This window comes from Larkinella punicea, from assembly GCF_003334855.1.
Taxonomy (GTDB): Bacteria; Bacteroidota; Bacteroidia; order Cytophagales; family Spirosomataceae; genus Larkinella; species Larkinella punicea.
Genome location: NZ_QOWE01000033.1, coordinates 1 through 13096, shown reverse-complemented (window position 1 = coordinate 13096; position 13096 = coordinate 1). Strand labels below are relative to the sequence as shown.

The following is a 13096-nucleotide window of genomic DNA, read 5'->3' as shown; positions in this document are numbered from 1 at the left end:
GCGTAATTACGATCGACGAAACACGTGAATAAAATCCCGAATGGCTTTTACTAATTCCGGTCTGGAAAGACCAGACTGCTCGGAAATTGTTTCAAAGGAGTAGCCCTGACGAAAAGATAAGTCAAAAATATACTCCGGTGAATAACTGTTGTTTACCGAAAATGGTTCCGGGCGGGCATCCTCCCGTTCCTTCGCTTTGTCTTTCAACTCAAGCGCTTTGGCGCGTGCAATTCGGATGACCGCTATTGCCGGATTAACCGGCGAATTGGCGAAAGCAGGTAAGTTGTCGGCAGAAAAAACTTCCATCAGAGCCTTCTGCGCTAAGATCGATTGCGGAAGAATCTGCAAAATGATCCCGTAGGCCAGTGCGCCAAATCGATCGTAGAGTGCTCGTTGATCAATCGGATTGCGATGCTGTCGAAAGGCACCATTTCCTGCTGATCGTTCCAGTTCATTCATGCCATACCCCATTAGTGAAACAAATTCGAAGGTTCTCCAGATCGGGTTAGACACGTTTGCCGTTAACCTACTTCGGATGCAATGTAGTATTTGTGTCTCGTTTCCAGCCCAATTCGCACAAAGTTAATGCCAAATTTAGGGATTCCCTACGCGCCATGCGTTCCGCCCAATTTTCCGTATCTTTGCGGTCAATTCCAAATCCCAGTACGATCGTGAGTTACAAAGAATATAAGAACCTGAATTACGCGCAGGTTGGCGATGACATATTAGCATTCTGGAAAGCCAATCGCGTCTTTGAACAATCCGTCGACACGCGCGAAGGCCAGCCTACGTTCACGTTTTACGAAGGGCCGCCGTCGGCAAACGGAAAACCGGGCATTCACCACGTCATGGCCCGGGCGATTAAAGATATTTTTTGCCGGTATAAAACCTTGCAGGGCTTTCAGGTCAAACGCAAAGGGGGTTGGGATACCCACGGTTTGCCCATCGAGTTGCAGGTCGAAAAAGAACTGGGCATTACGAAAGACCACATCGGCAAGCCCGAATCGGAAGGGGGTATCAGCATTGAGGACTACAACCAGAAATGCCGGGAAGCTGTGATGAAATTCACGGACTTGTGGAACGACCTGACCGAAAAAATGGGCTACTGGGTCGATCTTGACAATCCGTATGTCACCTACCAGAGTGAGTATATCGAATCCGTCTGGCAGTTGCTGAAGCGGCTGTATGACAAGGGATTACTGTATAAAGGCTATACGATTCAGCCGTATTCGCCGAAGGCCGGAACCGGTCTATCGTCGCACGAACTGAACATGCCGGGTACGTATAAAGACCTGAAAGACACGACGATTGTAGCGATGTTTAAGGTAAAGGATAGTGCGAAAACCTTACAGGTCTTTGGAGACCTGCAAGGTTTAAACGCCTACATCCTCGCCTGGACGACCACGCCCTGGACCCTGCCGGGCAACTCCGCGCTGACCGTCGGGAAAGACATCGATTATGTGCTGGTCAAAACGTTCAACCCATACACCTACGAACCAGTGAATGTGGTGCTGGCCAAAGCACTGGTCGGCCGCTGGTTTAACGAAAAAGGCAAGGACGGCGATTTTGACGGCTTTGCGGCTTCGGACAAAAAGCTGGTTCCCTGGACGATTCTGAATGAATTCAAAGGCGCGGAACTGGCCGGGATCGAATACGAACAACTCATGCCGTATGTGCAGCCCGAAAAGCCCGCTTTCCGCGTCATTCTGGGCGATTTCGTGACGACTGAAGACGGTACGGGGGTGGTTCATACCTCGCCGACGTTCGGTGCCGATGACTTCCGGGTTGCCCAGCAAAACGGCATTCCGTCCATCATGGTGAAGGATGAAAACGGCAAAGAGGTGCCGATTGTTGATAAGCACGGGCAGTTTGTAAAGGAAATCGGGGAGTTTGCCGGGCGGTATGTGAAGGAGCAATATTATTCCGACGAAGAGCAGGAAGCCCCGGAATTCAAACCGACGGACGTGCTGATTGCCATCAAGTTAAAGACCGAAGGGAAGGCATTTCACGTCGAAAAATACGAACACCCGTACCCGCACTGCTGGCGGACCGACAAACCCATTCTGTATTACCCGCTCGATAGCTGGTTTATTAAAACGACGGCGGTAAAAGACAAGCTGGTCGCGCTGAACAAAACCATCAACTGGAACCCCGAAAGCACCGGAACCGGGCGGTTTGGCAACTGGCTCGAAAATCTGGTGGACTGGAACCTCAGCCGCAGCCGGTTTTGGGGGACGCCGTTGCCGATCTGGCGCAATGAAACTGGCGACGAAATCTGCATCGGTTCGGTCGCCGAACTGAAAGCGGGTGTTGAAAAAGCCGTTGCGTCGGGCTTATTGTCGGACGAACAAAAGAGCAAAAACGAAGCCTATTTGCAAAAAATAGAGTCCGGTGATTACGACCTTCACCGGCCTTTTGTCGATGAATTGTATCTGGTTACCGAATCTGGCAAAGTGCTGCAACGCGAGTCGGATCTGATCGACGTCTGGTTCGATTCGGGCGCAATGCCCTACGCCCAGTGGCATTATCCGTTCGAGAACAAGGACGTTTTCGAAAAGGCGTATCCCGCCGACTTCATCTCCGAGGGCGTCGATCAGACACGCGGCTGGTTCTTCACGCTCCACGCCATTTCCGGGATGCTCGGCACGCTGGATGAGAAAGTCGATTCGTCGGTAGCGTTTAAAAACGTGGTGTCGACCGGTTTGGTGCTGGACAAAAACGGCAACAAAATGTCGAAGCGGCTGGGCAACGCCGTCGATCCATTCACGACGCTGGCGACCTACGGGGCCGATGCCACCCGCTGGTACATGATCACCAACGCCGAGCCCTGGGATAACCTGAAATTCAACATTGACGGCATTGCCGAAGTACAGCGCCGGTTTTTCGGGACACTTTATAATACGTATTCGTTCTTCGCGCTGTATGCCAACCTGGATCAGTTCGATTTCGATGGCGTTCGGACCATTCCCGTTGATCAACGTCCGGAACTGGACCGCTGGATCTTGTCGAAACTGCAATCGCTGGTGTTGGAAGTAGAGCAGCAATTCGAGAATTATAACCCAACCAAAGCGGGCCGGGCGGTGCAGGATTTTGTGAACGACCAGCTTTCAAACTGGTACGTGCGGCTTTCGCGTCGGCGCTTCTGGAATGCGCCTAAAGTCGCCCGCGACCCCGGCCCTAAAGGGGACTTTGAAAATCCGGCTGATTCCGCGTCCAAGTCCCCTTTAGGGGATTTAGGGGCAGACACCCGCGCGGCTTATGAAACCCTGCACGAATGTCTGACAACGGTTTCCAAACTGATGTCGCCGATCGCGCCGTTCTTCGCCGACTGGCTCTACCGCAACCTGACCAAAGAAACGGACTTGTCGGTTCACCTGACCAATTTCCCGAAAGCGGAGCAGGCGTTGATCGACAGCGATCTCGAAACCTCCATGCAACTGGGGCAGGACATCTGTTCGCTGGTTCACTCGCTGCGGAAAGGGCATAAAATTAAGGTGCGCCAGCCGCTGACGAAGGTGCTGATCCCGGTTTTGAACGAAACGACCCGGCGGCAGATCGAGCACGTTTCGCCAATCATTCAGTCGGAAGTGAACGTGAAAGCCGTCGAGTTTATCGACGATGCGTCCGGTATTCTGAAGAAGAAAATCAAGCCCAACTTCAAAACGCTGGGGCCGAAATTCGGTCCGATGATGAAGGACGTGGCGACGACCATCAACACCATGACCGAAGACGACATCCGTAAACTGGAAGCCGCCGGCAGCATGCAACTGGCGATTGGTGAGATTACGATGGCGGATGTTGAAATCCGGACGGAGGACGTTCCGGGCTGGATTGTGGCGACACAAAGCGGCTTGACGGTTGCGCTGGACGTTACGGTTACGCCCGAATTGCGTCAGGAAGGCATCGCCCGCGACTTTATCAACCGCATCCAGAACCTGCGGAAAGACCAGAATTTTGAGGTTACGGATAAGATTCGGATCGAGTTGGAGAACAGCACGACCGAGGTGCTGACCAGTGCCATCGAAACCCACAAAGAGTATATCTGTCAGGAAGTACAGGCGCTGTCGCTGGAGTTAGTCAACGACCTGAACGGAAATGCAACGGAAATTGAAATGGATGAGTTTCTGCTGCGCGTGAAAGTGGCAGTCGCGTAACAATGGGTACCCACGGATTAAGGTTCGTGGGTATTTCTTTTAAAAAGATGGTGAATCCTCCGGCACATTCCTTTCTACACATGATCCACCATCTATGTGTAGAAACACAAGGGCCTGAGTATTGTTTTAAATAAGACTAAATTCGACCGCTGCCAGGGCGTGAAGCGTCGTGGTATCGAACAGCGGCACGTTTGTATGTTCCGCCTGAACCAGAATGGGGATTTCAGTACAACCTAAAATAACCCCTTCCGCACCCTGCCCGGCGAGTTTTTCGATGATCTCCACAAAGCGGATGCGGGTGCTTTCGCTGAAGATGCCTTTGCTGAATTCGTGGTAAATTTTGTCGTGAACGTATTTTTGGTCCTCATCATCGGGCAAAATGACGTCGATGCCGAAACACTCTTTCAATCGCCCGCGAAAAAATTGGCGTTCCATCGTGAAGCGGGTTCCTAATAAACCGACTTTCCGAAAACCGGCTTTCTGAATGGCTTTGGCAGTTACATCGGTAATGTGCAACAGCGGAACCGGCAAGCGCTCGGTCACGCCTTCAGCGACTTCGTGCTGGGTGTTGCAGGCAATGACCACAAAATCGGCTCCGGCGCGAACCAGGCCCTGCGCCATGTCGTCGACGGCGGTTTCAATGGCCTTCCAGTCGTCGGCTTTTTGCCACTGGCTGAATTCTTCAAAATTGGCACTCGACAGCACGAGTTTCGCCGAATAATGACCGCCCAACCGTTTACCAATCTCCTGATTGATCAGGCGATAGTAAACCGCCGAGCTTTCCCACGACATGCCGCCGATGATTCCGATGGTTTTCATTTTTCAAGATCGGTTACGGTGATTATCCTACCAACGCTACGCCCCACAATACGACAAATAGCAAGGTCGATAAGGCGAGTTGTCCTAGCCGCGGGTTCAACTCCCCCGGTTTTTGGTGATTCGCAACCGCCCGGCCATTCAGCACAAACAGCGGAAAGGCCAGCAAATACAGCCAGCTAAATACGTTGTGCCCGATGAGCAGCGTGTAGATTACGGCACAAAGCATACCGCCCAAGAGCAGCAGCCAGTGGTAGCGAACGGCCCGCTCCCGCCCCAGCCGCACCGGAATAGAGTATTTGCCGGTTTTGGCATCGGTTTCAATATCCCGGATGTTGTTGATATTCAGAACGCCGGTGGCCAGTAAACCAACACTGGTGGCGGGTAACAGCAGAATGGGTTCGAAGGACAGGGTATGCAGAAAGTAGGTTCCCAGAACGCCTACCCAGCCGAAGAAAAGCAAAACGGCAATGTCGCCAAAACCGCTGTAGCCGTAGGGTCGTTTGCCGTTGGTGTACGCAATAGCGGCCCCGATGCAGAGTAAACCCAGGCCCACGAAAATCCAGAAAACTTCCGTCGGCGCATTTTTTAGCGACTCGACCAGCAGCCAGATGCCTGAAATCAACGCCAGCAAAGAAGTAGTGATAATCCCGCGCAACATGGATTCTTTGGTAATCAGGCCGGTTGCCACCGCCCGGCGAGGGCCGACACGTTCGGCGGTATCCTTGCCCGAAACCGCATCGCCGTAGTCGTTGGCGAAGTTGGAGAGTATTTGCAGAAAAATGGTGGTGAGTGACGCCAGAACGCAGATGGTCCAGCTAAACCGGCCGGCTGATGCCGCCAGAAAACTTCCCAGAATAATGCTGGCCAGCGCCAGCGGTAAAGTACGCGGCCGGGCAGCCGCAAGCCAGGATTTCATAGTTTTAGCAATAAATGATAAATGTAAAATGTAGAATGATGAATGTAAAAGTGACGGAGTTTATACCAGCCATCACTTTTACATTCATCATTCTACATTTTACATTTATCATTAAATTTTAACTCAAATACCAACAGCCGACTTGAATTCCGGATCGGTTGGTAACACTTTGGATGCGAAGAAGTGCGTCAGTTCGCCTTTTTCGTTGATGACGTATTTACAGAAGTTCCAGGTTGGCACCTTGTCATTCCAGCCGTTCATCGACTTATCAGACAGCCACTTGTAGAGCGGAGCCTGGTTTTCGCCCAGCACTTCGGTTTTCTCGAACATCGGGAACGATACACCGTAATTCTTTTTGCAGAACTCAGCGATTTCGGAGTTGCTGCCGGGATCCTGGCTCTTAAAGTTGTTGGACGGGAATCCTAAAACGACCACTTTGTCGCCGTGTTCTTTGTAGAACGCTTCCCATTTTTCAAACTGTGGCGTAAAACCGCACTTGGAGGCCGTGTTCAGGATCACCACCTTTTTACCCCGGTATTGTTTCAGGGGGACGGTTTTACCTTCAATGGAGTTGACGGTAAAATCGTACAATGATTTGGTTGGAGCAACCGCGTTCGCCGGACGTACAGCGACTTCACTCTTGTCGCTCAGCAGGAAATTTAAAACAGTTTTTACAGACATAAAGCTGGATAAGGTTACAGCCAGGACACCAACAGATACTAGAAGAAGCAGCTTTTTCATTTGAGTTGGGAGAGGTTTACATTTTAGTAGGCACTTCAATTCCTAATAACTCCATTGTTTTACAGATAGTTTCGACAACGGCTTTCGATAATGCCACTCGAAATTTGAGTTTGTCGGCATCCGGTTCCGACAGGATCGACAACTCCCCGTAAAACTGGTTGTAGGCCTTGGCCAGTTCGAAGGCATACTGCCCCAGATACGAGGGGGCGTAATCGGTTCCGGCTTCGGTAATACGCTGGTAAAACTGCGTCAATAAATAGACGAGTTGTTGCTCACTATCAGCCAGTTCGACCAAGTTTAATGAACCCGCAGGATCAATTCCCAACTGGGCCGCTTTGCGCAAAACCGAGCAAATCCGGGCGTGGGTATATTGAATAAAGGGTCCGGTATGTCCCTGGAAATCAATCGACTCCTCCGGGTTAAACGTCATCCTTTTTTTCGGATCCACCTTCAATAAATAATATTTCAAAGCCCCCATCGCCAGCATGTGATACAGCCGGGTGGCTTCTTCGCTTTCAAAGTCGTCAATTTTACCCAATTCCCGGGTGCGGTTCCGGGCGGTTTCAACCATCTCTTCGATCAGGTCATCGGCATCGACCACCGTGCCTTCGCGCGACTTCATTTTGCCACTAGGCAAGTCGACCATGCCGTAGGAAAGGTGGAACAGGCCGTCGGCATAAGGGCGACCCAACCGGCGCAGAATCGCAAATAATACCGCAAAATGGTAGTCCTGCTCGTTGCCCACTACCCAGATACCGCGCTGAACCGGATAATCCTGAAATTTCAGGTCGGTGGTGCCCAAATCCTGCGTGATGTACACCGAGGTGCCATCCGACCGCAGCACCAGCTTCTGATCGAGCCCTTCGTCGGCGAGGTCGATCCAGACCGAGCCATCCGGTTTACGGTAGAAAACGTTCTTCTGCAAACCGTCTTCGATGACATCTTTGCCCAGCAGATAGGTCTCCGATTCGTAGTAGGTTTTATCGAAACTCACGCCAATTTCGTGGTAGGTTTCGGCAAAACCGGCATATACCCACTCGTTCATCTGCTTCCAGAGCGCGACGGTTTCGGGGTCGCCCTGCTCCCACTTCCGCAGCATTTCCTGCACTTTCAGCAGCAGGGGCGTTTTTTTCTCGGCTTCTTCCCGCGGCATTCCCTCCTCGATCAGCTCCTCGATTTGCTGCTTGTGGGCTTTGTCGAACCAGACGTAGTATTTCCCGATCAGGTGATCACCTTTCATGCCCGTCGATTCGGGTGTCTCGCCATTGCCAAACTCCTGATAGGCCAGCATCGACTTGCAGATGTGAATGCCCCGGTCGTTGACCAGACAGGCTTTCACGACGTCGTAGCCGTTGGCTTTCAGAATCCGGCTGACCGAATCGCCCAGAAAGTTGTTGCGCAGGTGGCCCAGGTGCAGCGGTTTGTTGGTGTTGGGCGACGAAAACTCCACCATCACCGACTCGTTTCGCGACGGCAACTGCCCCCAGTCCGGATTCGCCAGAATCGCGCTCAACTCCTCGACCCAGACCGAATCGGCGATGGTGAGGTTCAGAAAGCCCTGAACAACATTGAATTGGCTGATAATCGTCGTGTTTTCTTTCAGATACGTTCCGATGGCCTGACCGATCTCCACCGGCGGTTTTCGGGTCGTTTTGGTCAACGGGAAGGTCACGAAAGTATAGAGCCCTTCAAATTCTTTTTTGGTAGGTTGCAGAATAACGGTTTCAACGGGCACATTGAACAGCGAATTGATCGCTTCGGCAATGGCTAGTTTGAGTTGTGCTTGAATGTCCATTCGACCAGGTAAGATTCAAAGCACAAAACTACGCCAAAAATTAGTTTCCATCCGTGTTGAAGGGAAGGAACTGCATTAAAAACCGCTCATTCGTCCCGGTTCCTCCGTTTGCTGAGCCGGATGAGATAGGATGGGGTATTTGGAAAGGGGAGCCACGAGCCGCCATTTGCAGGATAATTTTAACATTTGTGTAAAATTAGCGTCCTGCTGTATACAACACGGAGACAGTATAAAATACATACCGCCGATTTCCGGAAACGGGATCATTTGGAAAATCCTTATAAATGATATTGGCGGTTGGAAAAAGCAAAAGCTTCTTACCAAGGGGTATATCATATCGCAGGGTGATCGCTGGAAATCGCAATGGAATAGAAAAATGAATTTGATAAACAGGATCGTAAAATTTTATCGCTTTGTTAAAAGAATTAAATAGAGAATACCCTATACCGACCTTATGGTTTCGATTGAATTTGTTTTTTATGCCTAAACTTCTCAGTATGGAAAATTGGTGATTGACAATCAACCCCCGTCTGTAGTTTCCGGGAATGGTATCGGGATTAATTTCTAGATCGTCATAGCGTAGCGTTGGAACATACGAAAACGCCCATTGATTAGAAATATTATACGTAACGAATGATTGCAGACCTAATCCCTGTATATTCCGCTCATAATTATATGGCATATAATAGGAGAAGGTAGGAATGGGTTTGAAATTAAAAAAGTTCATAACGGTACTTTGCCAGGCAATACCAACACCATGCGTAAACTTATTCTGTGAAAAGCAGGTAGTTGATACAACTAATAATAAGCAAATAACTAAACATTTCCCCATTTTTATGGCGACAAAAAACCGTGCCTGAATAGCCCCTATTCACTTTGACGTGATGAATCAGGTTAGTTTATTTTTGCCTACTCAGGCATTCATTTCAAGCAAACTTTTCACCAAATGAATTAGTATGAAAACTGCAACAATATGGAGCCTCCGCAAGGAAACAGCCGGAAACAATAAGCAAACGGCTGCCATTACCAGTGCAAGACTTCTGGAATCTTTTATATTAAAAAAATATTTGAATTTGAACGTGTAGAAGTAATAAATTAGACAACCTGCAACGGCACTGGTAATATACACAATCCAAAACCGATAGTCATTTTCGGTCAATGAACCTTCTACATAATTATCATATTTAATTCTTAGCTTCTCTGCAATTATGTTTACGTTCATTATGCAAATTTTATAAAATAGGCACAATTTTCTTAAAGCAAAATTAATCTTTTTCATTCTGAAATTCACTAACAAGATAACCTGTCATTATCATCCATAATAACCCGGCCAAAAGCGACAAGTAAAAACCTGCCTTGGTTGCATCAAAGGAGCCATAGGAACTGAAAGCCATCATGCAGATTGCAAAAAACAGCCCGGCGAATGGAAGTTCTTTTTTTTGTTTTCTATTCAGTGGCATATCGTGATGCTAAAAACAAGAAACCGCTACGGACAAACGTTACCGAATTACTCTTCAGACTTTCTGCGCTTGCTGAGCCGAATGGGATAGGATGCCGTGATCCGAAACGCGGTGCCTCTAGCCGCCATTTGCAGGAAATACGCGGTTTGGTTGATGGTATAATCCACGTCGGCGGTTACCAATTTTCTCAAGCCCTGCGAATAAACCAACTGAATATCGAGCCGGTCTTTGTCGTGGCTTTTGAACTGAAAACCAATCCCGGCCTGAATCGAGGCCCCGCGCCGGTGGAGGACATTGGGGAGTTTTTCTTCGATTTCGATTTTATCCAGTTTTGGGTCTGTAACACTTAGCCCAAGAATTGCCCCTTCATAATTATCAAATCTAAACCAGTCATAGCTGATTCCAGCCGTTGTATACAAATCGAAAATCATGGCGTAGCGATAACCAATTTTATCAAGTTTACCAATCCGGATATTTTCTTTCAGCAAAATATCCGCTTTTAATGGAAATTGAATGATTGGAGCTGCTGTTCTCTGTGCTGCTCGTGTTGTGGGCGCTTTAATTTTATACCCCCAACCAATATCACTTTCACTAACTCCGGTTGAAATTCTCAATTTAGAGTTAATATCATATTGGACTAACAAACTCCAAAAATCGTAATTCCCAAAAGATTTCCGAAGATGTCCATAACTTGGAGGTTGAGTGAAATCTGAAAATAGCGTTTGCAAACCAACGGTTGGCTTCAGATATAAGGTGGTTTGAGCTGTAGCCTCAGCTACAATAAAAAGGCTGAAAATCAAGAAAATCAACGCCTTCAGGTAACTGAAGGCGTTGAAAATAATATTAGTAACCATGACTAATTTCTAATTCACCGTAACTAAAATTCCAAGAGTAATTATAGAATGTTGTCTTAAACTTATATCGATGTAAGGCTGTGGTTGACTCATAGGGCCGACAAACCCAATCATTGTGGCTAACATAATTACTACTGGGTGTTTCCTGCTTGATAGTCTCTCCTTTGCATTTCGGTTCGTAAGCAGCATACCAATTCCCACCCATTGTCGTTGACGTTGCCCACCAAATACCTGCCGAACGATGTTGTGATTGTGATTTTGCCACCAAAGCAAAATAGATTCCCGCCTTTTGATAACGAAGTTTGCAATCCATCCGAGTGTCATCAGTGTAATAACCTGTTCCATCGGCTCCTTTCTCAGGAGCGCCACTTTCACTGAAACATAACCGAGCGGAGCGGTTGCCAGGCTCACCTGCTTCTAAAAGTTCCAACACTTCCTATTTTTGTCAGCAAACCCATCTGTTTCATTTCGTTTTAGAATTTAAGCTGTACTATCAACTACTATCTCAACAGATACCACAAAGACCCCAGAAGCTGCTGCACTTCCATATTCAACATGCTTCTTATTGAAAAGAACTAATTACTGCACCGAATTTAAATACTCTTCCGTGCCAACTTTGTCCCGGAAAAATAGAACCATCTGAAATGCAGGCCCATATCCATCTATTAGCATGATAAGTCCAATAATAACTTTTCCCTTCTTCTCTGTAATTTTCTGCTTTCGTTGTAGTAATTCTTGGACAATCTGTTTTCTGGCGAGATAATGATTTCTTTTTATAAATAAATTCATTATGGCAGATAAACTCTAATCCAATAAATACACCATCTGTCGGAAAAACAATCTTATATTTTTCTATATTCAATAAAATATTTGGCGAGAATTTTGTTATTTTAACAACAATACTTTCCCTTAATAAATCACGATCAGGTAAACCACTCGATTTATTATAGCTGAGTATTCTTATCCTAGCTCTAGAACTTTTTTGGGACAAATCAAATCCCTTTATATCAAACATTAGTTTTTTTATATAACCTTCCATTTGTTCAGTATTAGGGTAATAATTGACAAAAATCTGATTTTCTGAGATTCCCCCTGGCCCCATTCCACGATTTTTATCAGGTTCATTGTAAAAAAAACCAACTATTCTCTCTAAACTTTTACTACCCGGCCTTACTATTACCTCGCTCAATTCTACCAAATCCTGATTAATCTCTATAGAATTTACTATATCTTCTTTTAATGATTTTATCATAATTTTCTGGTGTTTATAACCTACGCTTGACACTACAATTGAATCAGATGAAATACCTGTATGCCATTCAAAATACCCCTCTTCATCTGCGTGTATCCCCATTCCTGATTTACTAGAATAAACCGTTGCATATGGCACCGGTTTATGATTTAATGCATCTATTACTATACACTTAGCAACTTGTCCAAAAACAGGAAAAGCAACTGTTACAAAAAACAATATGATAGTAATCAACAATTTAATTATCTTCATCTGCAATAAAGCCTACCACAAAAACGATGTGGTAGGCACGTAATGTTGAAATTGACAAACTTTTACTGGCATGGGTTACCACTCAATACACTGTTATTTCCATCTCGCCATACTTCTCTATGATCAACAGCAACACCGCAGAAATAGTATGTCTCAAAATTTACCGTATAAGCACCTCCACCACAACTGACAGCATACCCGCCCCCATTGTCATTTTCCCAGCCTATAAATTTAGCATATGTTGCTTGAGCAGTACTAAAGACAAGGATGGTAGCCAACAAGCCTACTTGTAGTCGTTTCGAAGAAACTAGTTTTAGCTTTTTCATAAAACTTTCTGTTAATGTAAAAACAATTCCAATTAAATTGCTTGCACAAACTAATAAAAAACAGTTTTTCTTAAATATTACATTGATAATGATACCAGAATCAGCTTTTGAGGTCTCAGATGACTAAAAACTAATCTAACTTTCTTCTTTAGGTGGTTGATAACTCTAAAGAAGGTATGGCGCACCTTACTTTGGAAGAAAAAGTCTCTCCTATCGTCAGACTTTTTGAAAGCGTGTCTGTAACCAGAATCGCGACACTGAAGCGTAATACATTTTTCATACCTTTACACAGGTTTTATGGTAAAACATCGAACGACACAAAACCGTACAGGAATGGAATCGCAGCCCCGGACCTGTGCGATTTTTGCATGTGCAAATCTGACAATTACGCCCCGAAAACGGATCAAGAGCAAAAGTTGTGGAGGGCGTAGGATTTTTTTAGGTTTGTGTTTTTGATCAAACCTGTATTGTTTTGGAGAGTTTCTTGCCCCTGATTCAGTTCCTGTTACCCGAGTTCATCCTGGAAA

At 46.8% G+C, this 13096-nt stretch carries 12 protein-coding genes; 1 reads left to right on the top strand and 11 read right to left on the bottom strand.

Annotated features, from left to right (window positions below):
* Positions 1-6 precede the first annotated feature (6 nt).
* Positions 7-459: a hypothetical protein gene (locus tag DUE52_RS29240; RefSeq protein ID WP_133299981.1), complete on the bottom strand. Its 453-nt coding sequence runs from the start codon at positions 457-459 to the stop codon at positions 7-9.
* A 212-nt stretch (positions 460-671) separates the two neighbouring features.
* Here DUE52_RS29240 and ileS point away from each other — a divergent pair, with 212 nt between their 5' ends.
* Positions 672-4154, top strand: coding sequence for an isoleucine--tRNA ligase (gene ileS / locus DUE52_RS29235; RefSeq protein WP_229312352.1), 3483 nt, complete (start codon positions 672-674; stop codon positions 4152-4154).
* A gap of 126 nt (positions 4155-4280) precedes the next feature.
* Here the strand turns inward: ileS and DUE52_RS29230 are convergent, their stop codons facing one another.
* The 10 genes from DUE52_RS29230 to DUE52_RS32245 form a co-directional block, all read right to left on the bottom strand.
* Positions 4281-4973 carry an aspartate/glutamate racemase family protein gene (locus DUE52_RS29230; protein WP_114409641.1) on the bottom strand — a complete coding sequence of 231 codons (693 nt, stop codon included), beginning with the start codon at positions 4971-4973 and terminating at the stop codon, positions 4281-4283.
* Positions 4974-4995: 22 nt separating this feature from the next.
* Entirely contained in the window at positions 4996-5889 is an 894-nt protein-coding gene (locus tag DUE52_RS29225) for a 1,4-dihydroxy-2-naphthoate polyprenyltransferase (RefSeq protein WP_114409640.1), read from the bottom strand.
* Between the two features lie 123 nt (positions 5890-6012).
* Entirely contained in the window at positions 6013-6630 is a 618-nt protein-coding gene (locus DUE52_RS29220; protein ID WP_114409639.1) for a glutathione peroxidase, read from the bottom strand.
* A gap of 16 nt (positions 6631-6646) precedes the next feature.
* Positions 6647-8425 (bottom strand): arginine--tRNA ligase, encoded by a 1779-nt coding sequence (argS, locus tag DUE52_RS29215; protein WP_114409638.1) that lies wholly within the window; start codon positions 8423-8425, stop codon positions 6647-6649.
* A gap of 196 nt (positions 8426-8621) precedes the next feature.
* Positions 8622-9152, bottom strand: coding sequence for a hypothetical protein (locus tag DUE52_RS32255; protein ID WP_133299980.1), 531 nt, complete (start codon positions 9150-9152; stop codon positions 8622-8624).
* A 538-nt stretch (positions 9153-9690) separates the two neighbouring features.
* A complete protein-coding gene (locus DUE52_RS29200; protein WP_114409635.1) occupies positions 9691-9885 on the bottom strand; it encodes a hypothetical protein in 195 nt (64 codons plus the stop codon).
* A gap of 47 nt (positions 9886-9932) precedes the next feature.
* Positions 9933-10739 carry a hypothetical protein gene (locus DUE52_RS32250; protein WP_133299979.1) on the bottom strand — a complete coding sequence of 269 codons (807 nt, stop codon included), beginning with the start codon at positions 10737-10739 and terminating at the stop codon, positions 9933-9935.
* On the bottom strand, positions 10729-11169 hold the full coding sequence (locus DUE52_RS29190) for a hypothetical protein (RefSeq protein WP_133299978.1): 441 nt from the start codon (positions 11167-11169) through the stop codon (positions 10729-10731). Before DUE52_RS29190 ends, DUE52_RS32250 begins: the two co-directional genes overlap by 11 nt.
* Before the next feature lie 132 nt (positions 11170-11301).
* Positions 11302-12243: a carboxypeptidase-like regulatory domain-containing protein gene (locus DUE52_RS29185; RefSeq protein WP_133299977.1), complete on the bottom strand. Its 942-nt coding sequence runs from the start codon at positions 12241-12243 to the stop codon at positions 11302-11304.
* Between the two features lie 62 nt (positions 12244-12305).
* On the bottom strand, positions 12306-12569 hold the full coding sequence (locus tag DUE52_RS32245; protein WP_133299976.1) for a hypothetical protein: 264 nt from the start codon (positions 12567-12569) through the stop codon (positions 12306-12308).
* Positions 12570-13096: the final 527 nt, after the last annotated feature.

Coding starts and splice junctions, on each gene's coding strand:
- DUE52_RS32250 (WP_133299979.1), bottom strand. CDS start 10,739: ATGGTTACTAATATTATTTTCAACGCCTTCAGTTACCTGAAGGCGTTG.
- DUE52_RS29220 (WP_114409639.1), bottom strand. CDS start 6,630: ATGAAAAAGCTGCTTCTTCTAGTATCTGTTGGTGTCCTGGCTGTAACC.
- DUE52_RS32255 (WP_133299980.1), bottom strand. CDS start 9,152: ATGAACTTTTTTAATTTCAAACCCATTCCTACCTTCTCCTATTATATG.
- DUE52_RS29225 (WP_114409640.1), bottom strand. CDS start 5,889: ATGAAATCCTGGCTTGCGGCTGCCCGGCCGCGTACTTTACCGCTGGCG.
- DUE52_RS29240 (WP_133299981.1), bottom strand. CDS start 459: ATGAATGAACTGGAACGATCAGCAGGAAATGGTGCCTTTCGACAGCAT.
- DUE52_RS29200 (WP_114409635.1), bottom strand. CDS start 9,885: ATGCCACTGAATAGAAAACAAAAAAAAGAACTTCCATTCGCCGGGCTG.
- DUE52_RS32245 (WP_133299976.1), bottom strand. CDS start 12,569: ATGAAAAAGCTAAAACTAGTTTCTTCGAAACGACTACAAGTAGGCTTG.
- DUE52_RS29230 (WP_114409641.1), bottom strand. CDS start 4,973: ATGAAAACCATCGGAATCATCGGCGGCATGTCGTGGGAAAGCTCGGCG.
- argS (WP_114409638.1), bottom strand. CDS start 8,425: ATGGACATTCAAGCACAACTCAAACTAGCCATTGCCGAAGCGATCAAT.
- DUE52_RS29185 (WP_133299977.1), bottom strand. CDS start 12,243: ATGAAGATAATTAAATTGTTGATTACTATCATATTGTTTTTTGTAACA.